This window comes from Pseudomonas sp. FeS53a (assembly GCF_000931385.1).
GTDB lineage: Bacteria > Pseudomonadota > Gammaproteobacteria > Pseudomonadales > Pseudomonadaceae > Metapseudomonas > Metapseudomonas otitidis.
Genome location: NZ_JYFT01000050.1, coordinates 1 through 24,444, shown reverse-complemented (window position 1 = coordinate 24,444; position 24,444 = coordinate 1). Strand labels below are relative to the sequence as shown.

Here is a 24,444-nt window from a genome sequence, read left to right as displayed (position 1 = left end):
AAGGCGGCCCCTAGTATATAGAGGGGGTGGTCGGCACAATAGCGCGTTCATGGTCGCCGAATAAATCGTGGGAACTTTCCATTGCCCCCCGCTTTCTTAGGTGTGTCGCACATGAAGTGACGTGCTTGGCGAGTTGTGCCGCGAGGGGCTTCCTGCTCCTCTGGCTGCGGCAAATCAGGCGAATAAATTATCCGCGCAGCAGCGGTTGAACCCTGCTGCGTGATTCCGTGCAAGAAGGAAACGGTCTTGCAGGAAGCTTGCTTGGAGGGGAGAACTTTTGCGTAACGCCCGAGTCTATCTTGGCAAGCCGATCCACTGGGCGGCGCGGTGCCCCTCGAGCTCCAACGAGGAGTATCCATGCTAACCCAGGAACAGGATCAGCAACTGGTCGAGCGGGTGCAGCGAGGCGATAAGAGGGCTTTCGATCTCTTGGTGTTGAAGTATCAGCACAAGATCCTCGGGTTGATCGTGCGGTTCGTGCACGACACCCAGGAAGCTCAGGATGTCGCTCAGGAAGCCTTCATCAAGGCGTATCGTGCGCTCGGTAATTTTCGCGGTGACAGTGCTTTCTATACCTGGCTGTACCGCATCGCCATCAACACGGCGAAGAACCATCTGGTGGCGCGTGGTCGACGTCCTCCGGATAGTGATGTGAGTGCGGAGGATGCGGAGTTCTACGATGGCGATCATGCCCTCAAGGACAACGAATCGCCCGAGCGCTCGCTGCTGCGGGACGAGATCGAAGGTACTGTCCATCGAACCATCCAGCAGTTGCCCGAGGATTTGCGTACGGCGCTGACGTTGCGTGAATTCGATGGTCTGAGTTACGAGGACATCGCCAGCGTCATGCAGTGTCCGGTTGGTACGGTTCGCTCGCGTATTTTCAGGGCGCGAGAAGCGATCGATAAAGCCCTGCAGCCCTTGCTGCAGGAATCCTGAGACAGCGGCGACAGCAATAGAGAGGAATCGCCATGAGTCGTGAAGCCCTGCATGAATCGCTGTCCGCGGTGATGGATAACGAAGCGGATGAACTGGAGTTGCGCCGAGTGCTCGCCTCCAGCGGTGATGAGGAGATCCGTGCCACGTGGTCGCGCTACCAGATAGCCCGTGCCGTGATGCACAAGGAGCTGCTCGAGCCCCGTCTCGACATTGCGGCGGCGGTATCCGCAGCGCTGGCGGAAGAGGCTGCGCCGGCTGCCGCTACCAAGGGTCCCTGGCGGACCCTGGGTCGCCTGGCAGTCGCTGCATCGGTGACTGTCGCTGTGCTGGCCGGTGTGCGCCTGTACAACCAGGACGAGGTGGGCGCCCGCCAACTGGCCCAGCAAGGTGGCGTGCAGCCCCTGATCACTGCGCCCCAGGCCAACAAGGATGCGGTACTGGCGGGTTACAGCGTCGAGTCCCCGCGTGTACTGCCGCAAGGTTCGGCTGCGCCGTCGGGCTGGCATGACCAGCGCCTGCCGGCCTACCTGCGCCAGCACGCCCAACAGGCCGCCATGAGCGGCTCCGAGAGCGCGCTGCCCTATGCACGCGCTGCCAGTCTGGAGAGCCGCTGAGCAGTATCCATGCGCGCACTACCACTCTTCTTGCTGCTCGGCGGCGGATGGCTGGCTCAGGCCGCCCACGCCGCCGAACCCCAGGATTGGCTGAAGCGTATTGCCCAGGCCGAGCAGCAGCAGAATTTCCAGGGAACATTCGTCTACGAACGCAGCGGCAGTTTTTCCACCCACCAGGTCTGGCATCGGGTTGATGCCGGCCAGGTACGTGAGCGCCTGCAGCAGCTCGATGGCCCGGCCCAGGAGGTCGTGCGGGTGGACGGCAGGACGCAGTGTGTCAGTGGCGCCCTTGCCGACCAGATGGGTGGCCAGCTGTGGCCCGCGCGCGACCTGGATGCGGCGCAGATCACCAAGTCCTACGAGATCAGCGTGGTGGGGGAATCCCGTGTTGCCGGGCGTCCTGCCGTGGTCTTGAGTCTGGTGCCGCGTGACCAGCACCGCTATGGCTTCGAGCTTCACCTGGATCGCGAGACCGGCCTGCCGCTCAAATCACTGATGCTCAATGACAAGGGGGGGCTGCTGGAGCGCTTCCAGTTCACCCAGCTCGAAACGGTCCGCCCGGACGATGCCGAGCTTCAGCCGGGGGCCGATTGCCAGTCGGTGAGCTTCTCCGAGGCACCGGCGGAGCAGGCCAGTGGCTGGCGCTCCGATTGGTTGCCCCCAGGCTTCAGTCTCTCCAGTTCGACCCAGCGCCGCAGCCCGGCGTCATCCGATACCGTGGCCTGCCTGCTGTATGGCGATGGCCTGGCGCGCTTCTCGGTCTTCCTTGAGCCGCTGCACGGCGCGCGGGTGGAGGACATCGTGCCCTACGAGCTAGGGCCCACGGTGGCGGTATCCCGCCGACTGAGCACGGCAGACGGGGATGTGATGGTCACCGTCGTGGGTGAAATTCCTGTGGGAACTGCGGAGCGCGTCGCGTTGTCTATGCGTTCGGCGGGTTCCGCTGGCGGTCCGGCGCCCCAGTAATTGAGGGGCGCACGGGCGGCAGCGCTGGGCCTCCTGCTCGAACGGAGGTCAGCAATCGGTGGCAATCTGCCATCGATTCGTGTCCCAAGTTGTGCAATGTTCTATCGGGCTGGAGGCCTCGCTTCCGGCCCGATTTGCGTTTGCCTGCCCCGCCCCAGGGCGCTCGGTGGGTTCAAATTCCTCGTGTAATGACGGGAGCTGTATGTCGATGCTAAGCATGAAATCCTGCATGTCCGCCGTGGCGGCGCTGCTGCTGCTCGGACAAACCCTCGTGGCGCGTGCCGAACTGCCTGACTTCACCCCGCTGGTGGAGCAGGCGTCCCCCGCCGTGGTCAACATCAGTACGCGACAGAAGCTGCCCGAGCGCGCTGTCGCCAACCAGATGCCGGACCTGGAGGGCCTGCCGCCGATGCTGCGGGAGTTCTTCGAGCGCAGCATGCCCCAGGCGCCCCGCGGCCAGGGCGGTCGCCAGCGCGAAGCGCAGTCCCTGGGTTCCGGCTTCATCATCTCCAAGGACGGCTACATCCTGACCAACAACCATGTGGTGGCGGACGCCGATGAGATCATCGTGCGCCTGTCCGACCGCAGCGAACTGGAAGCCAAGCTCATTGGCGCCGATGCCCGCACTGACGTGGCCCTGCTGAAGGTGGAAGGCAAGGACCTGCCCATCGTCAAGCTCGGCAAGTCCGACGCGCTGAAGGTGGGTAGCTGGGTGCTGGCCATCGGTTCGCCGTTCGGCTTCGATCACTCGGTGACCGCCGGCATCGTCAGCGCCAAGGGCCGCAGCCTGCCCAACGAGAGCTACGTGCCGTTCATCCAGACCGACGTGGCGATCAACCCGGGTAACTCCGGTGGCCCGCTGTTCAACCTGGATGGTGAAGTGGTCGGCATCAACTCGCAGATCTTCACCCGCTCCGGCGGCTTCATGGGCCTGTCCTTCGCCATCCCGATCGACGTGGCGATGAGCGTGGCCGACCAGCTCAAGGCCAACGGCAAGGTCAACCGCGGCTGGCTGGGCGTGGTGATCCAGGAGGTCAACAAGGACCTCGCCGAATCCTTCGGTCTCGACAAGCCGGCCGGTGCGCTGGTGGCCCAGGTGCTGGAGAACGGCCCCGCTGCCAAGGGCGGCCTGCAAGTGGGTGACGTCATCCTCAGCATGAACGGCCAGCCCATCGTCATGTCCGCTGACCTGCCGCATCTGGTGGGCGGGCTGAAGCCGGGTACCAAGATCGACCTGGGCATCGTCCGCGATGGCAATCGCAAGAGCCTGTCCCTGAGCATCGGTGCGCTGCCGGAGGACGGTGAGGAGCTGGCCGGTGCCGGCGAGTCCTCGGGTGCCGAGCGCAGCAGCAACCGTCTGGGCGTGCTGGTGGCCGGCCTCTCCGAGGAACAGCAGAAGGCGCTGGACATCAAGGGTGGCGTGGTCATCCGCGAGATCCAGGATGGACCGGCTGCGCTGATGGGCTTGCGCCCGGGCGACGTGATCACCCACCTGAACAACCAGGCCATCGATTCGGTGCAGACCTTCGCCAAGATCGCCAAGGAACTGCCGAAGAACCGTTCGGTGTCCATGCGTGTGCTGCGCCAGGGTCGCGCGAGCTTCATCACCTTCAAATTGTCGGAGTGATCCGATGCACTGAAAAAGGGCGGCCCAGGTCGCCCTTTTTCATGGGCGGGGCCCGTCGGTCGTGCGTGACGCCCATGATGGCGATCAGGTAAACTCCCCGGCTATTTTTCGGCAAGCAACCGGCTTGCGGCTTTTTTCGAGTGTCGATCCCGTGAGTGACCTGAGTCATATCCGCAACTTTTCCATCATCGCCCACATCGACCATGGCAAGTCGACCCTGGCGGATCGCTTCATCCAGCTCTGTGGTGGCCTTTCCGATCGCGAAATGGAGGCCCAGGTGCTCGACTCCATGGACCTGGAGCGTGAGCGCGGCATCACCATCAAGGCCCACAGCGTCACCCTGCACTACAAGGCGCAGGACGGCCGGACCTACCAGCTGAACTTCATCGACACCCCCGGCCACGTGGACTTCACCTACGAGGTGAGCCGCTCACTGGCTGCCTGCGAAGGCGCGCTGCTGGTGGTGGATGCGGGGCAGGGCGTCGAGGCCCAGTCCGTGGCCAACTGCTACACCGCCATCGAGCAGGGCCTGGAAGTGATGCCCGTGCTGAACAAGATGGACCTGCCCCAGGCCGAGCCGGAGCGGGTCAAGGACGAGATCGAGCACATCATCGGCATCGACGCCACGGACGCCGTGCCCTGCAGCGCCAAGAGCGGCATGGGCGTGATCGAGGTGCTGGAGCAGCTGGTCAAGGTGATCCCGCCGCCCGAAGGCGAGATCGAGGCGCCGCTGCAGGCGCTGATCATCGACTCCTGGTTCGACAACTACCTGGGCGTGGTCTCGCTGGTGCGGGTCAAGCATGGCCGGGTGAAGAAGGGCGACAAGATCCTGGTGAAGTCCACCGGCAAGGTCCACCAGGTGGACAGCGTCGGCGTCTTCACCCCCAAGCATACCGAGACCGCAGACCTCAAGGCCGGCGAAGTGGGCTTCATCATCGCCGGCATCAAGGACATCCACGGCGCGCCGGTGGGCGACACCCTGACCCTGTCCAATACCCCGGACGTGGACGTGCTGCCCGGCTTCCAGCGCATCAAGCCGCAGGTCTATGCCGGCCTGTTCCCGGTCAGCTCCGATGACTTCGAGGACTTCCGCGAGGCCCTGCAGAAGCTGACCCTGAACGACGCCGCGCTGCAGTACGAGCCGGAAAGCTCCGAGGCCCTGGGCTTCGGCTTCCGCATCGGCTTCCTCGGCATGCTGCACATGGAGATCATCCAGGAGCGCCTGGAGCGCGAATACGACCTGGACCTGATCACCACCGCCCCGACCGTGGTCTTCGAGATCGTCCTGAAGAGCGGCGAGACCGTCTACGTCGACAACCCGTCCAAGCTGCCGGACCTGGCGTCCATCCAGGAGATGCGCGAGCCCATCGTGCGCGCCAACATCCTGGTGCCCCAGGAGCACCTGGGCAACGTCATCACCCTGTGCATCGAGAAGCGTGGCGTGCAGCGCGACATGCAGTTCCTCAGTTCCCAGGTTCAGGTCTGCTACGACCTGCCGATGAACGAGGTGGTGCTGGACTTCTTCGACCGCCTGAAGTCGGTGAGCCGTGGCTACGCCTCGCTGGACTACAGCTTCGACCGCTTCGAGCCCGCCAACCTCGTCCGCCTGGACGTACTGATCAACGGCGAGAAGGTCGATGCGCTGGCACTGATCGTTCACCGCGAGCAGGCCCACTACAAGGGCCGTGCGTTGACCGAGAAGATGAAGGACCTGATTCCTCGACAGATGTTCGACGTCGCCATTCAGGCCGCCATCGGCGGCCAGATCGTCGCACGGACGACCGTCAAGGCACTCAGGAAGAACGTTCTGGCCAAGTGCTACGGCGGCGACGTCAGCCGTAAGAAGAAGCTGCTGGAGAAGCAGAAGGCCGGTAAGAAACGGATGAAGCAGGTAGGCAGCGTGGAAATCCCGCAGGAAGCCTTCCTCGCTGTTCTCAAAGTGGATAGCTAGGGTCTATGTCGATCAATTTCCCGCTCTTGTTGGTTATCGCCGTGGCGGTCTGCGGCGTGCTCGCGCTCCTCGATCTGGTCCTGCTGGCGCCTCGCCGGCGCACTGCGATCGCCACCTACCAGGGGCAGGTCGGCGAGCCCGATCCGGCAGTGCTGGAAAAGCTCGGCAAGGAGCCCCTGCTGGTCGAGTACGGCAAGTCGTTCTTCCCAGTGCTGGCCATCGTGCTGGTGCTGCGTTCGTTCCTGGTGGAGCCGTTCCAGATCCCGTCCGGCTCGATGAAGCCGACGCTGGAAGTGGGCGATTTCATCCTGGTGAACAAGTTCGCCTACGGCATCCGCCTGCCGGTGCTGGACACCAAGGTGATCGAAGTGGGTGACCCGCAGCGCGGCGATGTGATGGTGTTCCGCTACCCCAGCGACCCGAACGTCAACTACATCAAGCGCGTCATCGGCCTGCCGGGTGATCGCATCGCCTACAGCAATGACAAGCGCCTCACCGTCAACGGCCAACTGGTGGCCGAGACGCTGGTGGGCGACGAGCCCGGCACCCTGGGCAGCGCGCGTCTTTACCAGGAGAAGCTGGGCGAGGTCGAGCACATGATCCGCAAGGAAATGCGCCGCAACCTCATGGAGCCCGGCAAGGAGTGGGTAGTCCCGGAGGGGCACTACTTCATGATGGGCGACAACCGCGACAACTCGAACGACAGCCGCTACTGGAACGACCCGAACATCCCCCGCGACCTGCTGGGCATGGTTCCGGACCGCAACATCGTCGGCAAGGCCTTTGCCGTTTGGATGAGCTGGCCGGACCCGAAGCTGCGCAGCCTGCCGAACTTCTCCCGCGTCGGCCTGATCCACTGACCGACCCGGGTTTTCGCTTTTGCGGCGCTGTTCACGACGGCGCCGCCCGCTATATATAGTCTTGCGACGGGCCGGCCGGCCCGAACAACAACCGACATTGAGGTCAACATGACGTTCGCACGCTCGCAGCGCGGCCTTTCGCTCCTGGGTTGGATGGTGGTCCTGGCCATCGTCGCCTTCCTCGCCAGCACCGCCTTCAAGATCATTCCCCACTACATGGACTACTACGCGCTGGAAAAGCTGATCACGTCCGTGGAGAACGAAAAGGGGCAGGGCATCAGCACTCCGGCTGACTTCAGGGACTATGTGCGCAAGGGTATGCAGGTCAACAGCATCCGTGACATCGATCTGGACAAGGCGCTGGACGTGAAGCTGGAAAACAACGACTTCTACGCCACCCTGAAGTACGAGAAGCGAGAGCCGCTGATCGAGAACCTCGACCTGGTGGTCCATTTCGACAAAGAATTCCGTGTAAGAGTCCCGTGAGCGCATCCCTCAGCCGTCTCGAGCGCCAGCTCGGCCATACCTTCAACGACCAGGGTCTGATGACCCTGGCCCTCACCCACCGCAGCTACGCCGGGCGCAACAATGAGCGCCTGGAGTTCCTGGGTGACGCCGTGCTCAACTTCGTCGCGGGCGAGGCCCTCTACGAGCGCTTTCCCCAAGCCCGTGAGGGGCAGCTCTCACGGCTGCGCGCGCGGCTGGTGAAGGGCGAGACCCTGGCCCTGCTGGCACGGGGTTTCGAACTGGGCGAATACCTGCGCCTGGGTTCCGGGGAGCTGAAGAGTGGTGGCTTCCGCCGCGAATCGATCCTGGCGGATGCCCTGGAGGCGCTGATCGGTGCCATCTACCTCGATGCAGGCATGGACAGGGCCCGTGAACGGGTCCTGGCGTGGCTGGAGAACGAGCTGGAAAGCCTGACCCTGGTGGACACCAACAAGGACCCCAAGACCCGCCTGCAGGAATTCCTGCAGTCCCGGGCCTGCGAACTGCCCCGCTACGAAGTGGTGGATATCCAGGGTGAACCGCACTGCCGCACCTTTTTCGTCGAGTGCGACATCACCCTGCTGAACGACAAGACCCGTGGCCAAGGGGCCAGCCGGCGCATCGCCGAGCAGGTGGCTGCGGCCGCCGCCCTGGTCGCCCTGGGCGTGGAGAATGGCCATGACTGATCTCGAAACCTCCCGCTGCGGCTACGTGGCCATCGTCGGACGCCCCAACGTGGGCAAGTCCACCCTGCTCAACCACATCCTCGGGCAGAAGCTGGCGATCACCTCCCGCAAGCCCCAGACCACCCGCCACACCATGCTCGGCATCAAGACCGAAGGCGCGGTGCAGGCGGTCTACGTCGACACCCCCGGCCTGCACAAGAACAACGAGAAAGCGCTCAACCGCTACATGAACAAATCCGCCGCCGCTGCCCTCAAGGACGTCGACGTGGTGGTGTTCGTGGTGGACCGCACCCGTTGGACCGACGAGGACCAGATGGTGCTCGAGCGCGTCCAGTACGTGCAGGGCCCGGTGATCATCGCCGTGAACAAGACCGACCGCCTGGAAGAGAAGTCCGAGCTGCTGCCGCACCTGACCTGGCTGCAGGAGCAACTGCCCAAGGCCGAGATCGTGCCGATCTCCGCCCAGCACGGCCACAACCTCGATGCCCTGGAGCGCCTGGTGGCGGACAACCTCCCGGAAAACGAGCACTTCTTCCCGGAAGACCAGATCACCGACCGCAGCAGCCGCTTCCTCGCCGCCGAACTGGTGCGGGAGAAGATCATGCGCCAGCTGGGTGCCGAGCTGCCCTACCAGATCACCGTCGAGATCGAGGAGTTCAAGCACGATGGGCGCACGTTGCACATCCATGCGCTGATCCTCGTCGAACGCGACGGGCAGAAGAAAATCATCATTGGCGACGGTGGCGAGCGCATCAAGCGCATTGGCCAGGACGCGCGCAAGGACATGGAGGTCATGTTCGACTCCAAGGTCATGCTCAACCTCTGGGTCAAGGTGAAGGGCGGCTGGTCCGACGACGAGCGGGCTCTGCGCTCCCTGGGCTACAACGACCTCTGACCCGCCATGCAGACACCCGCGCAGGCGGTACCGGCCTTTGTCCTGCACAGCCGGGCCTACCGCGAAAGCAGTGCGCTGGTGGACCTGTTCACCCCCGATGGGCGCCTGCGCGCAGTGTTGCGCGGCGCCCGTGGCAAGGCCGGCACTCTGGCCCGGCCTTTCGTCCCCCTCGAAGTGGAACTGCGCGGCCGCAGCGAGCTGAAGAACATCGGCCGGCTCGAAGGCGCGGGCATCCCGCATTTCCTCACCGGCGAAGCCCTGTTCAGCGGGCTCTACCTCAATGAGCTGCTGGTGCGCCTGCTGCCGGCGGAAGCGCCTCACCCCGACCTGTTCCAGCATTACGCCGTGACCCTCCAGGCCCTTGCCGCCAACCGCCCGCTGGAGCCGCTGCTGCGCGCCTTCGAGTGGCGGCTGCTGGACGAGCTGGGCTACGGTTTCGCCCTGGACATCGACCTGCACGGCGCGCCCATCGCCGTCGACGGCATCTACCGCCTGCTGCCCGACGCCGGCCTGGAGCCGGTGGGTCACCTGCAACCCGGCCTCTTCCAGGGCGCCGAGCTGCTGGCCCTGGCCGAGGCCGACTGGTCGGCGCCGGGGGCCCTGGCCGCGGCCAAGCGGCTGATGCGCCAGGCCCTGGCCCCTCACCTCGGTGGCCGGCCACTGGCCAGCCGCGAACTCTTCATGACGATCAAGGAACCTGCCCGTGACTGAAGCCAACCGTGTACTGCTCGGCGTGAACATCGACCACGTCGCCACCCTGCGCCAGGCCCGGGGGACCCGTTACCCCGACCCGGTCAAGGCCGCCCTGGACGCCGAGGAAGCTGGCGCCGACGGCATCACCGTGCACCTGCGCGAAGACCGTCGGCACATCCAGGAGCGCGACGTGCGCGTGCTCAAGGAGGTTCTGCAGACCCGCATGAACTTCGAGATGGGCGTCACCGAGCCGATGATGGCCTTCGCCGAGGAAATCCGCCCCGAGCACATCTGCCTGGTGCCGGAAACCCGCCAGGAGCTGACCACCGAAGGCGGCCTCGACGTGGCCGGCCAGGAGGCGCGCATCCAGGCCGCCGTCGAGCGCCTGGCCAAGCTCGGCAGTGAGGTTTCGCTGTTCATCGACGCCGACCCGTTGCAGATCCAGGCCGCCCACCGCGTCGGTGCGCCGGCTATCGAGCTGCACACCGGCCGTTACGCCGATGCCCACACCCCGGAGGAAGCCGAGCAGGAGCTGCAGCGCATCCGTGAGGGCGTTGCCCTGGGCCTCAAGCTCGGCCTGGTGGTCAATGCCGGTCATGGTCTGCACTACCACAACGTCGAGCCGGTGGCGGCGATCCCCGGCATCAACGAGCTGAACATCGGCCACGCCCTGGTGGCCCACGCGCTGTTCGTCGGCTTCAAGCAGGCGGTGGTGGAGATGAAGCAGCTGATCCAGGGGGCGCAGGCGTCGCGCGTCTGACGCAGGCCAGGGTCACCACTCGCTGAGCCCCTGATGAAACGCCGGCCTACCCGTGGTGCACGGGTAGGCCGGTTCGTTTGTGGCGGGCGTTCCCGGGCTGAAGCCGGGTTGCGGTTCAGGGCTTGCGGGCGACGATCACCGCGCGAGCGGGGGCGGGGAGGCCTTCGACGGTGCGGCTGTGGTCGGCCGGGTCGAGGAACTCGGGCAACGACTGGAAGCGCATCCACTCCGTGCTGCGCTGTTCCTCCACGCTGGTGACGCTCACGTCCACGCAACGCACATCCACGTAGCCGGCGCGGCGCAGCCACAGCTCCAGCGCCGGCACCGACGGCAGGAACCACACGTTGCGCATCTGCGCGTAGCGGTCCTCGGGCACCAGCACCTGCTGGGCATCGCCTTCCACCACCAGGGTTTCCAGCACCAGTTCGCCGCCGCGCGCCAGGCAGTCCTTCAGGTCGTACAGGTGATCGATGGGCGAGCGCCGGTGGTACAGCACGCCCATGGAGAACACCGTGTCGAAGCCTTCCAGCTTCGCCGGCAGCTCCTCCAGGGCCAGGGGCAGGTGCCAGGCGGGGAGGTCGGGCAGGAAACGCTTCATGGCGAGGAACTGGCAGAAGAACAGCCAGTTCGGGTCCACGCCCACCACGCAGTCGGCGCCAGCGCCGAGCATGCGCCACTGGTAGTAGCCGTTGCCGCAGCCCACATCCAGCACCCGCTTGCCGACGAGGTCCAGGTGGGGCGAGACGCGCGCCCATTTCCAGTCCGAGCGCCACTCGGTGTCGACATGCACGCCGAACAGCTCGAACGGCCCCTTGCGCCAGGGAATCAGCCCTTGCAAGGCCGCTTTCAGTTGGGCCCGGGTGGCCTCGTCGCAGGGGCCGTCCAGCAGGAAGCGCTGGGCCAGCTCCACCTGCTGCGGTTGCAGCGCGGGGAGGGCGTTGACGGCCGCTCCCCAGCGCTCCAGGTCGCCGTGGCCGACGGCCAGCTTGGCGTCTAGTTGCGCCGGCAGGTCGGCGGCCCAGTCCTGCAGGCGGGTGCCGGCCAGTTGCTGTTGCAGGCTGTCGAGGTCGAGGGTGCGGATCATGGCAGGGCGATCAGCGAGGCGAAGTTGAGGCACTGGAACCAGGGCACCACCTTGGAGAAGCCGGCGGCGAGCAGACGCTCGCGGTGTTCCTCCAGGCTGTCCGGGTGCATGACGTTCTCCAGGGCGCTGCGCTTCTGGGCGATTTCCAGCTCGCTGTAGCCATTGGCGCGCTTGAAGGCGATGTGCAGGTCGGTGAGCAGCGCGTGGGCCCCGGCGTCCTCGAAGCGCAGCTTCTCCGAGAGGATCAGCGCCCCACCCGGCAACAGGGCCTGGCGGATGCGCCCCAGCAGTTCCTGGCGGCGCTCGCGGGGGACGAATTGCAGGGTGAAGTTCAGCGCCACCAGGCTGGTGGGCTGGAATTCCAGGGCGAGGATGTCCGCCTCCAGCACCTCCACCGGCAGCAGCTCCTGAAACATCGCGTCCTGGGCGTGCAGGTACTCCCGGCAGCGCGCCACCATGGCGCTGGAGTTGTCCACCGCGATCACCCGGCAGCCTTCGGTCTTCACGTGGCGGCGCAGGGCCTGGGTCACGGCGCCGAGGGAGCTGCCCAGGTCGTAGAGCGGGGTGTTGGGCTGGGCGAACTGCGCGGCCAGCACGCCGATGTTCTCGACGATGGTGGGGTAGCCCGGCACCGAGCGCTTGATCATGTCCGGGAAGACCCGGACCACGTCCTCGTTGAAGGCGAAGTCGGCCACCTGGGCCTGGGGCGTGGCGTAGATGCGGTCGGGTTGTTGCTTCACGGGCCGGTACCAGCAGTTGGAAAGGGCGGCATTCTAGCCAAGACTGCCCGCCGCCCCAAATGCCGCTACGTCGGGTTGGCGGCCGTGCCCGCCTTGAACCGCGCCGAGGCGGTGATGCCCCATTGGCCGAGCCAGTAGCTGAGGATGATGGCGTAGCCGTCACCGGGGAAACTGCCGACGAAGCGCGCGATGCCCAGCAGGCTGTCCGAGACCACGAAGCACAACGCCCCGGCCACGGCGGCCAGCACCGACCCGCGCGCTATCCCGGTCTCGCCGGTGCGGGCCAGGGCGCGCCAGAGCATGGTGCTGATGGTCAGGGCGTAGAGCGCCACGGGCAGCGCCAGGGGCCCCAGGCCGCCGCTGCCGAGCAGGGCGAACATGGCGCCGCCATAGACCAGGCAGGCCACCAGGGCGAGTGGCGCCAGGCGGCGGCTGTCGCTCAGGTAGGCGGCGATGTAGCACAGGTGGCCCAGCAGGAACGCCGCCAGGCCGGGGACGAACAGGTCGCCGGGCCATTGCAGCAGCACATCCCCCAGCAGGCACAACGCCAGGCCGAGGGCGACGCGGTTGCGGTAGGCGCCGGCCGGTGCATCCCGCAGCCAGAGCATCAGGGCGATGACCGGCAGCGGCTTGCTGGCGAAGCACAGCCAGGGCAGGTCGAGTGCACGGCCGATGAGGAAGGCGCAGGCGCCGGTCAGGCCGATCAGCAGGGCAGGCATGGGGCCGCTCCATCGAAGGGGAGGGCGCACTTTGCTTCAGCATCCGGTCGGGCCGCCAGGCGTCGTGCGCCAGGGCGGCTCGCCGATTGCGCCGTCACTCCACGTGGACGGGGCAGTCGAAGGTCTGCTCCGGGGCGACGTCGGTTTCCCAGGGGCGCTGGTAGACCAGCAGCAGGCGGCCGTCGCCCGGCTGGGCGGCGCTGAAGCGCCAGGTGGATTCCCCGGCGCCGCCGACCAGGCCGGCGTCCTCGGGGGCGTTGTAGACCTCCGGGCCGAGGCTGTGCAGCACGCCGGGCGCGGCGTCCTTCACCACCCAGCGGAAGCCGGTGGTGGGGTTGCTCGGCAGGGTCAGTACCAGGGTCTGGCCCTTGTCCAGCTCCAGGGGGCAGCGGTCCTGTTCCTGCACCAGCAGGGTGGTCGACTCGTGGGCGCAGCCGGCCAGCAGGGCGAGGGCGCCGGGCAGCAGCAGGCGGGGGAGGGGATTCAGGCGCATGGACGGCTCCATCGTTCAAGGGCCGGTGCAGCATATCCGCTGCTCCGGCCCCTGGGTAGGCACCGCGGGTTCAGCCGAAGAGCACCTTGGCGACATCCGAGAAGCGCTTGGCGAAGTGCACCGTCATGCCCTCGCGCAGGTAGTCCGGCAGTTCCTCGTAGGCACCCCGGTTGGCTTCGGGGAGGATCAGCTCGTGGAGTTTCTGCCGCCGCGCGGCGATGACCTTCTCACGCACACCGCCGATCGGCAGCACCTGGCCAGTTAGGGTCAGCTCGCCGGTCATGGCCACGCCCTTCTTCGGCGCCTGGTCGCGGGCCAGGGACAGCAGGGCGCTGGCCATGGTGATGCCGGCGCTGGGGCCGTCCTTGGGCGTGGCGCCTTCCGGTACGTGAAGGTGCACGAAGGCCTGGTCGAAGAAGGTCGGGTCGCCGCCGAACTGCTTGAGGTGCGAACTCACGTAGCTGTAGGCGATCTCGGCCGACTCCTTCATCACGTCACCCAGCTGGCCGGTGAGCTTGAAGCCCCGGTTGAGGGTGTGGATGCGGGTGGCTTCGATGGGCAGGGTGGCGCCACCCATGCTGGTCCAGGCCAGCCCGGTGATCACGCCCTTGCCCGCCAGCACCTGCTCCTTGCGGAAGGGCGGCGTGCCCAGCAGCGGCTCCAGGTCCTTGTTGCCGATGCGGATCTTCGCCTCGGGCTCCTCCAGCAGGCGCACCACCGACTTGCGGATGATCTTGCCCAGCTGCTTCTCCAGCTGGCGGACGCCGGACTCCCGCGCATACCCTTCGATCACCGCGGTGAGCGCAGCGTCGGTGATGGCCAGGCGCTGCTTCGGCACCCCGGTGCGCTCCAGCAGGCGCGGCCACAGGTGGCGCTTGGCGATGGCGTGCTTTTCCTCGGTGATGTAGCCGGACAGGCGGATCACCTCCATGCGGTCCAGCAGCGGGCCCGGGATCGAATCCAGGGTGTTGGCGGTGCACACGAACAGCACCTTGGACAGGTCCAGGCGCAGGTCCAGGTAGTGGTCGAGGAACTCGACGTTCTGCTCCGGGTCGAGGGTCTCCAGCAGGGCCGAAGCGGGGTCGCCCTGGTAGCTGGCACCGAGCTTGTCGATCTCGTCGAGCATGATCACCGGGTTCATCACCTCCACTTCCTTCAGCGCCTGCACCAGCTTGCCGGGCAGGGCGCCGATGTAGGTGCGACGGTGGCCCTTGATCTCGGCCTCGTCACGCATGCCGCCGACGCTGAAGCGGTAGAAGGGGCGGCCCAGGGACTCGGCGATGGACTTGCCGATGCTGGTCTTGCCGACGCCGGGCGGGCCCACCAGCAGCACGATGGAGCCGGCGATCTCGCCCTTGAAGGCGCCGACGGCGAGGAATTCGAGGATGCGGTTCTTGATGTCGTCGAGGCCCGCGTGGTGGCGGTCCAGCACCTGGCGCGCGTGCTTGAGGTCCAGCCGGTCCTTGCCGTACACGCCCCAGGGCAGGGCCGTGGCCCAGTCCAGGTAGTTGCGGGTCACCGCGTACTCGGGGGAGCCGGTCTCCAGGATCGACAGCTTGTTCAGCTCCTCGTCGATGCGCTTCTTCGCCTGCTCCGGCAGGGTCTTGCCCTCCAGGCGCTGGTGGAACTGCTCGGCGTCGGCGCTGCGGTCGTCCTTGGTGATGCCCAGCTCCTGCTGGATCAGCTTCAGCTGCTCCTTGAGGAAGAACTCCCGCTGGTGCTTGCCGATCTTGCGGTTCACCTCCGCCGACAGCTCGCTCTGCAGGCGGGCCACCTCGACTTCCTTGCGCAGCATCGGCAGCACCTTCTCCATGCGCTTGAGCACGGGGATGGTGTCCAGCACCTCCTGCAGGTCGGTGGCCGGTGCGGTGGTGAGGGCGGCGGCGAAGTCGGTGAGCGGCGACGGGTCGTTGGGGCTGAAGCGGTTCAGGTAGTTCTTCAGCTCCTCGCTGTACAGCGGGTTGAGCGGCAGCAGCTCCTTGATGGCATTGATCAGCGCCATGCCGTAGGCCTTCACCTCGTCGCGCGGGTCGGATTGCGGGCGCGGGTAGTCCACCTCCACCAGGTAGGGCGGGCGGTGGCGCTTGAGCCAGCCACGGATGCGCACCCGCGACAGGCCCTGGGCCACGAACTGCAGCTTGCCGCCCTCGCGGGTGGCGTGGTGCACCCGCACCAGGGTGCCGTGCTCGGGCAGGGTGCTGGGGTCGAAATGGCGCGGGTCACCCGGCGGGCTGTCGACGAAGAACAGCGCCAGGCTGTGGTGGTTGGTCTTGGCCACCAGCTCCAGGGTTTCTGCCCAGGGCTCCTCCTCGACGATCACCGGCAGCACCTGCGCCGGGAAGAACGGGCGGTTGTGGATGGGGATGACGTACACGGTGTCCGGCAGCGTCTGGCCGGGCAGCGCCAGGCCCGTACTGGTGGCACTGGTGTCATCGACGAGAGTGGCGTGGATCTCCTGATCGCTCATTGGGCACCTGATGGAAACGAATGGGCTTGGGGTGGGGCATGCAGGCTAGATGGGGCGGCTCCGAAGGCTTTTCAACCGGCACGTCGAAGCGGGGCCTGCCCGGTGGTGCTGGGCAGGCGAGCGCCGCTTGTTTAAAATGCGCAAATTTTGAGCAACCCCTGCCATGCTCGTCGCCCGCCTGCAACGCCTGGATGAACAGGCCCACGCCCATGCCCATGACCACCATCAACTGGTGATGTCCCTGGCTGGCCGCGCCGCTTTTGAAGTGGGTGGCCGCGGTGGCGAGGTGTGCCGCATGCGCGCCTGCGTGGTGCCGGGCACCACCGAGCATGTCTTCGCCGGCTGCGGCGACAACCGCATGCTGATCCTCGACCTCAACGCGCCGGAGGCCGCCAGCGAGGACCGCGAGCTGCTCCAGCGCCTGTTCGACATCCCCCGCTTCCCCGACCTCGACGCCGACTTCCAGCACCTGCTGAGCTACGCCGGTGCCGAGCTGCAGCGCTACGGCGACGACCCGCTGCTGGCCCGTGCCCTGGGCGGTGTCCTGCTGCGCGCGCTGTACCTGCGGCTGTTCGGCGAGCGTGGGCGGCGCAGCAACCAGGGCCTCGACCTGGAGCCGCTGGATGCCTACATCGCCGACAACCTGGCCCGGCGCATCAGCGTGGCCGAGCTGGCCCAGGTGGCCTGCCTCAGCCCCAGCCATTTCCACGCCCTGTTCAAGGACAGCGTCGGCCTGACGCCCCACCAGTACCTGCTGCGCGCTCGCCTCGACCGCGCCTCCCGCCTGCTGCGCGAAAGCGACCTCGCCCTGGTGCGCATCGCCGAGGAATGCGGCTTCTCCAGCCAGAGCGCACTGACCACCGCCATGCGCCGCCACCTGGGTCTGACGCCGAAGCGACTGCGCGACCACGCCTGACAGGGCCGTAAGGCCCGTTCCAAAGCCTTTGTCAGTGAATTGCCGGCCAATGCGATTCGCTCTTATTTGTTACGTTATAACGCTTTATAGTGGCGGCCCGACGCAGCCTGCCTGCGTCGCACGTCCATCCGCCTGACAGGCGCGCAAGGTGGCGCGCCGACGACTATTCGAGGACCCCATGATGAAACCGATCCGCTCTCCACTCGCCCTGGCCATAGCCCTGTTCTCCGGGCCGGCGGCCCTGGCAGCCGAAGCCGAATCGCCCCTGGCGCTGGAGCCCAGCGTGGTGCGCGCCAGCGCCCTGTCCACCGCAACCCGCGACATGACGACCCCCGCCGAGGTGCTGGAAGGCGACGCCCTGCGCCTGCGCCGCGAGGCGACCCTCGGCGAGACGCTCGACGGCCTGCCCGGGGTGCATGCCAGCAGCTTCGGCCCCGGCGCCAGCCGCCCGGTGATCCGTGGGCTGGACGGCGCGCGGGTGCGGGTCCTGAGCGACGGCGTGGACACGCTGGATGCGTCCACCGTCAGCCCGGACCACGCCGTGGCGATCGAGCCGTTGCTGGTGGAACGCGTTGAAGTGCTGAAGGGCCCCGCCACCCTGTTGTATGGCGGCGGCGCCATCGGCGGGGTGGTGAACGTGATCGACAAGAAGATTCCCGTCGCGCTCCCCGAGAAGGGCTACGAAGGCGAGCTGGAGCTGCGCGGCAACACCGTGGCCGACGAGGGCCTCGGGGCCGGTGGCCTGACGATCGGCACCGGCCCGTTCGCCTGGCGCATCGAGGGGCTCAAGCGCCAGGCCAACGCCTACGACATCCCCGGTGCGGCCGGCGACCCGCGCTCCTCGAAGCAGACCGGGGCCTACAACGACACCGACAGCGCCACCCTGGGCGGCAGCTGGATAGGGGATCGCGGCTACCTGGGCCTGGCCTACACCGAGCAGAACAATCGCTACGGCCTGCTCGCCCACGAACATGCCCACTGCCACACCCATGGCCCGCGCGACTGGCATTGCGGCGCCCACGGGCACGGCCATGCCCACGACGACCACGAGGAGGGCGGGCTGCCCTACATCGACATGAAGCAGAAGCGCTGGGACGTGCGCGGTGAGTACAGCGACCCGCTACCGGGCTTCGAGCTGGCCCGTGTACGAGGGGGCTACAGCGACTACCAGCACGAGGAGATGGAAGGCGGGGTGGCCGCGACCACCTTCAAGAACAAGGCCTACGACTCCCGCCTGGAGCTGACCCACGCACCGCTGTTCGGCTGGCGTGGCGTGCTGGGCGGGCAGAGCTCGCGCCGGGATTTCCAGGCCCTGGGCGAAGAGGCCTATGTGCCGCCGAGCCTGACCCGCAACCACGGCCTGTTCCTGCTGGAGGAGTACACCTGGGATGACTGGCGCTACGAGCTGGGCCTGCGCCACGAGTGGCAGGATATCTCCGCGCGCGGGGAGCGCAGCCGCCAGCACCGCGGCACCTCCGTGTCCGCCGGGGCGGTCTGGACCTTTGCGCCGGAATACTCCCTCGGCTTCTCCCTGTCCCGCTCCCAGCGCCTGCCCACCGCCGAAGAGCTGTACGCCAACGGCCCCCACGCCGCGACCCGTACCGTCGAGCTGGGGGACCCGAACCTGAGCGAGGAAACCTCGCGGAACGTCGAACTGACCCTGCGCAAGTTCGCCGGCCGCACCCACTTCAGCCTCAGCGTCTACCGCAACCAGATCGATGACTTCATCTACGCGGCGGACACCGGGCGCGACATCGGCGGCGAGATGCGCGAGATCCAGTACCGCCAGCAGGATGCCGTGCTGACCGGCGCCGAGGGCGAGCTGGGCTATCGCTTCAGCGATGACACCGACGTCACGCTCTTCGGCGACCGCGTGCGTGGCCGCCTGCGCAGCGGCGGCGGGGACCTGCCGCGCATCCCGGCCGATCGCCTGGGTATCCGCCTCGATCAGCGCCTGGCACCGGCCCTCGCCGGGCAGCTGGAGTTCTACCGCGTGCAGCGCCAGGACCAGCTCGCCGACTACGAGACCCGTACCGGCGGCTACAACATGCTCGGTGCCGCGCTGACCTACACCGGCAAGCTGGAGATGGCCGACTACGAGCTCTACCTCAAGGGGAGCAACCTGCTGGATGCCGAAGGGCGCAACCACAGCTCCTTCATCAAGGACGAGGTGCTACTCCCTGGGCGCAACCTGACCATGGGCGTGCGCCTGGCTTTCTGAGCCAAAGTGCCGGCTGCTCTGACGAGTAGCCGGTTGCACCTTTTGGCAGAAAGTTCCCTTTATCGGACTATCCGGAAATGAAATCAGAGGATTGTGTAAGAAAGTCGAGGTGCCACCTCTCTACATTCCACGCTTCCTGATTTTCAGCCCGCCTTCATCGACGGTTTGGGCTGTACTGAATCCAACGCGATGGTCATGAAGACCAACGGGTAGCGCACCCGGGAATCACGCCTTTCCACGTGCAGGCGCTGTACCCGAACGGGCCCCATGTCCTGATGAGGTGGCTGCCCGGCACCCCGCAGCGGTTAATCCACGCACCGTCCTGGGCGGACGTTGCGTCAGCCAAGAGGCCAGGTATTTCTGTACATGTTCGCGAGGGCCGCTCCCCATGAGCAGGGCCTTCGATGACGGGTGGGGCCGGATCGCCTCGCTTGAAGTTCGATCGGACGTGAATCGGCTATTGGCCGACAGGGTCGAGAAGCCAAGCGGTCATCGCCACGCGCGGTCGCCAAACAATCACCACGGGAGCAGACCACCCTCAGCTCCCGAATAACAACAAACGAGCAGGGGAGACCCCATGACACTCAGCAACCCGATGCTGATCACGTTCGTGATCTATATCGCCGCCATGGTACTGATCGGCCTGGCCGCCTACCGTTCCACCAACAACCTGTCCGACTACATCCTCGGGGGCCGCAGCCTCGGCAGCTTCGTCACCGCGCTGTCCGCTGGTGCTTCCGACATGAGCGGCTGGCTGCTGATGGGCCTGCCCGGCGCCATCTACCTCTCCGGCCTGTCCGAGGCCTGGATCGCCATCGGCCTGATCGTCGGCGCCTACCTCAACTGGCTGCTGGTGGCCGGCCGCCTGCGCGTGCAGACCGAGCACAACGGCAACGCCCTGACCCTGCCGGACTTCTTCACCAACCGCTTCGAAGACCACAGCCGCATCCTGCGCATCTTCTCCGCCGTGGTGATCCTGGTGTTCTTCACCATCTACTGCGCTTCCGGCATCGTCGCCGGTGCCCGCCTGTTCGAAAGCACCTTCGGCCTGTCCTACGGGACCGCGCTGTGGGCCGGCGCCGCTGCCACCATCGCCTACACCTTCATCGGTGGCTTCCTGGCGGTGAGCTGGACCGACACCGTGCAGGCGACCCTGATGATCTTCGCCCTGATCCTCACCCCGGTCGTGGTGATGATGATCAACGGCGGCATCGATCCGACCTTCGCCGCCATCGAACTGCAGGACGCCGCCCACTTCGACATGCTCAAGGGCGCCACCTTCATCGGTGTGATCTCGCTGATGGCCTGGGGCCTGGGCTACTTCGGCCAGCCGCACATCCTGGCGCGCTTCATGGCCGCTGACTCGGTCAAGTCCATCCCCAACGCCCGCCGCATCTCCATGACCTGGATGATCGCCTGCCTGGGCGGCGCGGTTGCCGTCGGTTTCTTCGGCATCGCCTACTTCTCCGCTCACCCGGACGTGGCCGGCCCGGTCACCGCCAACCCCGAACGCGTGTTCATCGAGCTGGCCAAGCTGCTGTTCAACCCCTGGGTGGCCGGCGTGCTGCTGTCCGCTATCCTGGCGGCCGTGATGTCCACCCTGAGCTGCCAGCTGCTGGTGTGCTCCAGCGCCCTGACCGAAGACTTCTACAAGGCCTTCTTCCGCAAGAACGCCAGCCAGAACGAACTGGTCTGGGTCGGCCGCGCCATGGTGCTGCTGGTGGCCGTGATCGCCATCGCCATCGCCTCCAACCCCGAGAGCAAGGTGCTGGGCCTGGTGTCCTACGCCTGGGCCGGCTTCGGCGCTGCCTTCGGCCCGGTGGTGATCCTCTCCCTGGTGTGGAAGGGCATGACCCGCAACGGTGCCCTGGCGGGCATGGTGCTGGGCGCTGTCACCGTGATCCTGTGGAAGAACTTCTTCGGCTGGACCGGCCTGTACGAAATCATCCCGGGCTTCATCCTCGCCACCCTCGGCATCCTGATCTTCAGCCGCATCGGCGCCGCGCCGTCGGATTCGATGATCAAGCGCTTCGACGCCGCCGAGAAGGAATACCAGGACGCCAGCGCCTGACCGGCGTCCTCCAGCGGGGCACAGACCCCGCCTGACGATTGCGATAGCGCCTCAACGGCCCACGTCCTCCCCGACCTGGGCCGTTTTTTTTATGCCTGCGCCACGGGCATCGGCTTCAGGCCGGAGGCGGTACGGCCCCCGCTTCCCGGCCCAACCAGTCGGAAAACGCCTTGACCGGAGGGTGACGCTCGCGGCCCGGCACGCACAGGGTGGAGTAACCGGCGCCCTCGACGCTGACCTCGGGGCGGTAGGGCACCAGCAGCCCGCTGGCGATGCTTTCGGACACCAGGATCGAACTCGCCAGCACCAACCCCTGGCCGGCGATGGCGGCTTGCAGGGCGTAGTGCTCCTCGTCGTACTCGCGCTGTGGCGCGCTTTCCAGCAGGTGCTGTGCGCCGGCAGCCTGGCACCAGGCCTTCCAGCCCAGCTCGTAGAGCTGTGGGCTGCGCCAGCGGATGGTGATCAGCGTGGGCACCTGGCTGCCCAGGTTGTCCACCAGCGCGGGCGCGCCGTAGACGCCGAAGCGTTCATCCAGCAGGCACTGGCTGTGCAGGCTGGGGTAATGCGTGGTGCCGTAGCGGATCACCAGGTCGATGCTCGCGTCCTGGTGCAGGTCCACCAGGGTGTTGCTGGTATCCAGGCGCAGGCGGATCGCCGGGTACTCGGCGTAGAAACGCCCCAGGCGAGGGATCAGCCACAGCGCGGCAAAGGCCGGGGTGGTGGAGATCGTCAGCTGGCCGCTGCTGGGCTGGGGCCGCAGGTGATCGAGGGTCTGGCTCACATCCAGCAGGGCGCCGTGCAGGCTGCCGAACAGCTGCTGGCCGCAAGCGGTCAGCCGCACGCAGCGGGGCCGGCGCTCGAACAGCGGCACGCCGAGCCAGCCCTCCAGGCTGCGGATCTGGTGGGAGACCGCCGTCGGCGTCACCGCCAGCTCCTCGGCGGCCGCCTTGAAGCTCAGCTGGCGCGCGGCGGATTCGAAGGTGCGCAGTGCGGTGAGGGGCAGGTTGGCGAACATGCAATCTCCATGAGTGAAATGGATTCATCTCGATGAACTAACGCTCATTTGTCCGCGAATGCGGCGAAACCTAGCTTAGTGCCTGTTCCAGGGCCGGTCACCGGCCTCGATGAGCCCACTGCACCCAGGAGTCAGAGATGAGCCGAATTCTTTCCATCCAAGGCAGCCCCCGTGGCGAGCGCTCCCACTCGCGCCGCCTGCAGGAGACCTTCCTTGCCGCCTGGCAGGCACAGCGCAGCGAGCGCCAGGTGGTGCGACGGGAGGTGGGACGAGCCCCCATCGCCCCGCTGACCGAAGGCTGGATCGCCGCCGCCTTCCACCCCGAGCCGGAGAGTCGCAGCGAGGTGATGAAAGCCGACCTGGCCTTGAGCGACCAGTTGGTGGATGAGTTGCTGGCCGCTGATCGCCTGGTGATCTCCGCCCCGATGTACAACTTCGGCGTGCCCAGCGGGGTCAAGGCCTGGATCGACCAGATCGTGCGCATCCGCCGCACCTTCGACTTCGATCCGGGGCGGCCGGGCAACCCCTATACGCCGCTGGTGCTGGGGCGCAAGGCGCTGGTCATCACCACCCGGGGTGACCATGGCTACGGGCCGGGCGGTGCCAACGCCCACATGAACCATGCCGATACCTACCTGCGCACGGTATTGGGCTACATCGGCATCAGCGACGTGACGGTGGTGGCGGTGGAGAACGACGAGTTCGGCGGCGCGGCCTTCGAGCAATCCTACCAGCGCGCCGAGCGTGCCCTGGTCGAACTGGCCGAGGTGTTCTGAGGTGCCCGCCATGGCCTGGACATACCTGCTGGTCGCCGCCGTCTTCGAGGTGCTCTTCGCCATGGGCATGAAGTACGCGGAGGGCTTCACCCGGCCGCTGCCCAGCGCCTTGGTGATCGTGGCCGCTGTCGCCGGCATCTACTTCCTGACCCTGTCGATGCGCGTGCTGCCGGTGAGCGTCGCCTACCCGGTGTGGACGGCCATCGGCAGCCTCGGCACCGTCATCCTCGGCGTGGTGCTGCTGGGGGAGTCCTTCACGCCGGTGAAGGGGCTGTCGGTGGTGCTGATCGTGGCGGGCGTGGCCGGCCTGAAGGGCGGCGCGGCTTGAGAGCCGGGCGCTCAGCGCCCGGCGTCGTGTTCCTTCGCCTCGACGAAGGCCCGCAACCAGGCCGCCAGGCGACCCGGACGGGCCAGCAACTGCCAGTGGCCGGCGTCCACCTCGCGCCGCAGCAGGTCCGGGACCCAGCGTTCCAGGCCGTCGAACAACTGGGGTCGCATGTAGCGGTCACGGGTCTGCACCACCAGTTGCACCGGCACCCGGGTGGGGCGTTGGCGAGCGGCGAACAGGCGCGGCATGAAGTTGGCGCGATAGAGCTTCACCCCGTGCTGGCCGTCGGCCAACTGGTGCGGGTTGCGCTCCGGCCCGCGGATGCGCTCCATCTGCCGCATCACGGCCGGCCAGGCGCGCGCCAGGCCCAGCCGCCAGCACAGTTCCGGCAGCCAGGGCGTCTGGAAGAAGGCGATGTACCAGGAGCTGGCCAGTTGCCCGAGCGCCTGCAGCCAGCCGCGTGGGGCGAGGCGCCCGAAGCGGGCGCGCATCCAGTGGCCGACATGGTCCAGGCAGGGCCCGGAGAGGCTGGTGTAGGAGGCCAGCAGCGGCTCGAAGCGCGGATCGGTCACCGCCTCCCAGCTCTGGATCGAGCCCCAGTCATGGGCCACCAGGTGCACCGGGCGGTCCGGGCTGTGGGCGCGGATCACCGCTTCGAGGTCGTTGGCCAGGTGCACCAGGCGGTAGTCCCGCACCCGCCGGGGCGCTTCGGAGTCACCGGCGCCGCGCACGTCGTAGGCGATGATCCGGTAGTCGGCGGCCAGTTCGCGCACCAGCGGCAGCCAGACCCGGTGGTTGTCGGGGTAGCCGTGCACCAGCAGCAGCACCGGGCCCTGGGCGTTGCCCCATTGGTAGGTGGCCAGGCGCACGCCATCGCCCTGGACGAGGGTGCGCTGGGGTTCAAGGTTGAGCGGTGCGTTCATGGGCGTGCTCCCGGGCGTGAGGTGGGCCTGGGGCACGGATCGTGACATCAGGCGATGTCACGGATTGTCAGTGAGACGCCGGCGCCTGGCCAGTTGCCGCGCCCGCAGCGTTACCCCGTTACCGCCCGCCTGAAGGCCTTGCCGTACCTGGCTTTGCGCGCTTCTGCGAGGTGCCGGGCGGGAAGGGGCGGCAGCAAGTCCAGCCATAGGATGG

General features: G+C 66.8%; 23 protein-coding genes. 16 read left to right on the top strand and 7 right to left on the bottom strand.

The window, feature by feature from the left end; all coding sequences use genetic code 11:
• Positions 1 to 357: 357 nt before the first annotated feature.
• From rpoE to pdxJ, 11 genes are all read left to right on the top strand, one after another.
• A complete protein-coding gene (gene rpoE / locus SZ55_RS14470; protein ID WP_044407234.1) occupies positions 358 to 939 on the top strand; it encodes an RNA polymerase sigma factor RpoE in 582 nt (193 codons plus the stop codon).
• Positions 940 to 971: 32 nt separating this feature from the next.
• Positions 972 to 1,553, top strand: a complete 582-nt coding sequence (locus tag SZ55_RS14465; RefSeq protein ID WP_044407232.1) for an RseA family anti-sigma factor — start codon at positions 972 to 974, stop codon at positions 1,551 to 1,553.
• A 9-nt stretch (positions 1,554 to 1,562) separates the two neighbouring features.
• Entirely contained in the window at positions 1,563 to 2,519 is a 957-nt protein-coding gene (locus SZ55_RS14460) for a MucB/RseB C-terminal domain-containing protein (RefSeq protein ID WP_044407229.1), read from the top strand.
• A gap of 208 nt (positions 2,520 to 2,727) precedes the next feature.
• Positions 2,728 to 4,146 (top strand): DegQ family serine endoprotease, encoded by a 1,419-nt coding sequence (locus tag SZ55_RS14455; protein ID WP_044407227.1) that lies wholly within the window; start codon positions 2,728 to 2,730, stop codon positions 4,144 to 4,146.
• Positions 4,147 to 4,297: 151 nt separating this feature from the next.
• Positions 4,298 to 6,097: a translation elongation factor 4 gene (lepA, locus tag SZ55_RS14450; protein WP_044407226.1), complete on the top strand. Its 1,800-nt coding sequence runs from the start codon at positions 4,298 to 4,300 to the stop codon at positions 6,095 to 6,097.
• A 5-nt stretch (positions 6,098 to 6,102) separates the two neighbouring features.
• A complete protein-coding gene (gene lepB / locus SZ55_RS14445; RefSeq protein ID WP_044407223.1) occupies positions 6,103 to 6,957 on the top strand; it encodes a signal peptidase I in 855 nt (284 codons plus the stop codon).
• A gap of 108 nt (positions 6,958 to 7,065) precedes the next feature.
• Entirely contained in the window at positions 7,066 to 7,443 is a 378-nt protein-coding gene (locus SZ55_RS14440; protein ID WP_044407221.1) for a DUF4845 domain-containing protein, read from the top strand.
• Positions 7,440 to 8,129: a ribonuclease III gene (gene rnc, locus SZ55_RS14435; protein ID WP_044407219.1), complete on the top strand. Its 690-nt coding sequence runs from the start codon at positions 7,440 to 7,442 to the stop codon at positions 8,127 to 8,129. The genes SZ55_RS14440 and rnc overlap by 4 nt, the downstream gene beginning before the upstream one ends.
• Positions 8,122 to 9,024, top strand: a complete 903-nt coding sequence (era, locus tag SZ55_RS14430) for a GTPase Era (protein ID WP_044407217.1) — start codon at positions 8,122 to 8,124, stop codon at positions 9,022 to 9,024. The genes rnc and era overlap by 8 nt, the downstream gene beginning before the upstream one ends.
• Positions 9,025 to 9,030: 6 nt before the next feature.
• The gene (recO, locus tag SZ55_RS14425; protein WP_044407215.1) at positions 9,031 to 9,735 is read left to right on the top strand and encodes a DNA repair protein RecO; all 705 of its coding nucleotides are present in this window, start codon (positions 9,031 to 9,033) and stop codon (positions 9,733 to 9,735) included.
• Entirely contained in the window at positions 9,728 to 10,477 is a 750-nt protein-coding gene (gene pdxJ, locus SZ55_RS14420; RefSeq protein WP_044407213.1) for a pyridoxine 5'-phosphate synthase, read from the top strand. The genes recO and pdxJ overlap by 8 nt, the downstream gene beginning before the upstream one ends.
• Positions 10,478 to 10,592: 115 nt before the next feature.
• On the opposite strand, the gene cmoB is transcribed toward pdxJ, so the two are convergent.
• The 5 genes from cmoB to lon form a co-directional block, all read right to left on the bottom strand.
• Complete coding sequence (gene cmoB, locus SZ55_RS14415; protein WP_044407211.1) at positions 10,593 to 11,561, bottom strand: tRNA 5-methoxyuridine(34)/uridine 5-oxyacetic acid(34) synthase CmoB; 969 nt, start codon at positions 11,559 to 11,561, stop codon at positions 10,593 to 10,595.
• Positions 11,558 to 12,301, bottom strand: a complete 744-nt coding sequence (gene cmoA, locus SZ55_RS14410) for a carboxy-S-adenosyl-L-methionine synthase CmoA (protein ID WP_044407209.1) — start codon at positions 12,299 to 12,301, stop codon at positions 11,558 to 11,560. Before cmoA ends, cmoB begins: the two co-directional genes overlap by 4 nt.
• Positions 12,302 to 12,366: 65 nt before the next feature.
• Complete coding sequence (locus SZ55_RS14405; protein WP_044407208.1) at positions 12,367 to 13,020, bottom strand: lysoplasmalogenase; 654 nt, start codon at positions 13,018 to 13,020, stop codon at positions 12,367 to 12,369.
• A gap of 94 nt (positions 13,021 to 13,114) precedes the next feature.
• Positions 13,115 to 13,507 carry a protease inhibitor I42 family protein gene (locus SZ55_RS14400; RefSeq protein ID WP_442963699.1) on the bottom strand — a complete coding sequence of 131 codons (393 nt, stop codon included), beginning with the start codon at positions 13,505 to 13,507 and terminating at the stop codon, positions 13,115 to 13,117.
• Between the two features lie 76 nt (positions 13,508 to 13,583).
• Positions 13,584 to 15,980 carry an endopeptidase La gene (gene lon, locus SZ55_RS14395; RefSeq protein WP_044407206.1) on the bottom strand — a complete coding sequence of 799 codons (2,397 nt, stop codon included), beginning with the start codon at positions 15,978 to 15,980 and terminating at the stop codon, positions 13,584 to 13,586.
• A gap of 163 nt (positions 15,981 to 16,143) precedes the next feature.
• Here lon and SZ55_RS14390 point away from each other — a divergent pair, with 163 nt between their 5' ends.
• The 3 genes from SZ55_RS14390 to putP all read left to right on the top strand — a co-directional run bounded on the left by SZ55_RS14390 (position 16,144) and on the right by putP (position 21,188).
• A complete protein-coding gene (locus tag SZ55_RS14390) occupies positions 16,144 to 16,896 on the top strand; it encodes an AraC family transcriptional regulator (RefSeq protein WP_044407205.1) in 753 nt (250 codons plus the stop codon).
• Positions 16,897 to 17,077: 181 nt separating this feature from the next.
• Positions 17,078 to 19,117, top strand: coding sequence for a TonB-dependent receptor (locus SZ55_RS14385; protein ID WP_044407204.1), 2,040 nt, complete (start codon positions 17,078 to 17,080; stop codon positions 19,115 to 19,117).
• A 577-nt stretch (positions 19,118 to 19,694) separates the two neighbouring features.
• Positions 19,695 to 21,188: a sodium/proline symporter PutP gene (putP, locus tag SZ55_RS14380; protein WP_044407203.1), complete on the top strand. Its 1,494-nt coding sequence runs from the start codon at positions 19,695 to 19,697 to the stop codon at positions 21,186 to 21,188.
• A 115-nt stretch (positions 21,189 to 21,303) separates the two neighbouring features.
• On the opposite strand, the gene SZ55_RS14375 is transcribed toward putP, so the two are convergent.
• Complete coding sequence (locus SZ55_RS14375) at positions 21,304 to 22,203, bottom strand: LysR substrate-binding domain-containing protein (protein WP_044407202.1); 900 nt, start codon at positions 22,201 to 22,203, stop codon at positions 21,304 to 21,306.
• A gap of 137 nt (positions 22,204 to 22,340) precedes the next feature.
• On the opposite strand from SZ55_RS14375, the gene SZ55_RS14370 reads away from it, so the two are divergent.
• Positions 22,341 to 22,979 carry an FMN-dependent NADH-azoreductase gene (locus tag SZ55_RS14370; RefSeq protein WP_044407201.1) on the top strand — a complete coding sequence of 213 codons (639 nt, stop codon included), beginning with the start codon at positions 22,341 to 22,343 and terminating at the stop codon, positions 22,977 to 22,979.
• A gap of 10 nt (positions 22,980 to 22,989) precedes the next feature.
• Entirely contained in the window at positions 22,990 to 23,307 is a 318-nt protein-coding gene (locus SZ55_RS14365) for a DMT family transporter (RefSeq protein WP_044407199.1), read from the top strand.
• Positions 23,308 to 23,318: 11 nt separating this feature from the next.
• Here SZ55_RS14365 and SZ55_RS14360 read toward each other — a convergent pair whose 3' ends face one another.
• On the bottom strand, positions 23,319 to 24,230 hold the full coding sequence (locus SZ55_RS14360) for an alpha/beta fold hydrolase (RefSeq protein WP_044407196.1): 912 nt from the start codon (positions 24,228 to 24,230) through the stop codon (positions 23,319 to 23,321).
• Positions 24,231 to 24,444 lie beyond the last annotated feature (214 nt).

Coding starts and splice junctions, on each gene's coding strand:
- rpoE (WP_044407234.1), top strand. CDS start 358: ATGCTAACCCAGGAACAGGATCAGCAACTGGTCGAGCGGGTGCAGCGA.
- SZ55_RS14465 (WP_044407232.1), top strand. CDS start 972: ATGAGTCGTGAAGCCCTGCATGAATCGCTGTCCGCGGTGATGGATAAC.
- SZ55_RS14460 (WP_044407229.1), top strand. CDS start 1,563: ATGCGCGCACTACCACTCTTCTTGCTGCTCGGCGGCGGATGGCTGGCT.
- SZ55_RS14455 (WP_044407227.1), top strand. CDS start 2,728: ATGCTAAGCATGAAATCCTGCATGTCCGCCGTGGCGGCGCTGCTGCTG.
- lepB (WP_044407223.1), top strand. CDS start 6,103: ATGTCGATCAATTTCCCGCTCTTGTTGGTTATCGCCGTGGCGGTCTGC.
- SZ55_RS14440 (WP_044407221.1), top strand. CDS start 7,066: ATGACGTTCGCACGCTCGCAGCGCGGCCTTTCGCTCCTGGGTTGGATG.
- era (WP_044407217.1), top strand. CDS start 8,122: ATGACTGATCTCGAAACCTCCCGCTGCGGCTACGTGGCCATCGTCGGA.
- recO (WP_044407215.1), top strand. CDS start 9,031: ATGCAGACACCCGCGCAGGCGGTACCGGCCTTTGTCCTGCACAGCCGG.
- cmoB (WP_044407211.1), bottom strand. CDS start 11,561: ATGATCCGCACCCTCGACCTCGACAGCCTGCAACAGCAACTGGCCGGC.
- SZ55_RS14405 (WP_044407208.1), bottom strand. CDS start 13,020: ATGCCTGCCCTGCTGATCGGCCTGACCGGCGCCTGCGCCTTCCTCATC.
- lon (WP_044407206.1), bottom strand. CDS start 15,980: ATGAGCGATCAGGAGATCCACGCCACTCTCGTCGATGACACCAGTGCC.
- SZ55_RS14390 (WP_044407205.1), top strand. CDS start 16,144: ATGCTCGTCGCCCGCCTGCAACGCCTGGATGAACAGGCCCACGCCCAT.
- SZ55_RS14385 (WP_044407204.1), top strand. CDS start 17,078: ATGAAACCGATCCGCTCTCCACTCGCCCTGGCCATAGCCCTGTTCTCC.
- putP (WP_044407203.1), top strand. CDS start 19,695: ATGACACTCAGCAACCCGATGCTGATCACGTTCGTGATCTATATCGCC.
- SZ55_RS14375 (WP_044407202.1), bottom strand. CDS start 22,203: ATGTTCGCCAACCTGCCCCTCACCGCACTGCGCACCTTCGAATCCGCC.
- SZ55_RS14370 (WP_044407201.1), top strand. CDS start 22,341: ATGAGCCGAATTCTTTCCATCCAAGGCAGCCCCCGTGGCGAGCGCTCC.
- SZ55_RS14365 (WP_044407199.1), top strand. CDS start 22,990: ATGGCCTGGACATACCTGCTGGTCGCCGCCGTCTTCGAGGTGCTCTTC.
- SZ55_RS14360 (WP_044407196.1), bottom strand. CDS start 24,230: ATGAACGCACCGCTCAACCTTGAACCCCAGCGCACCCTCGTCCAGGGC.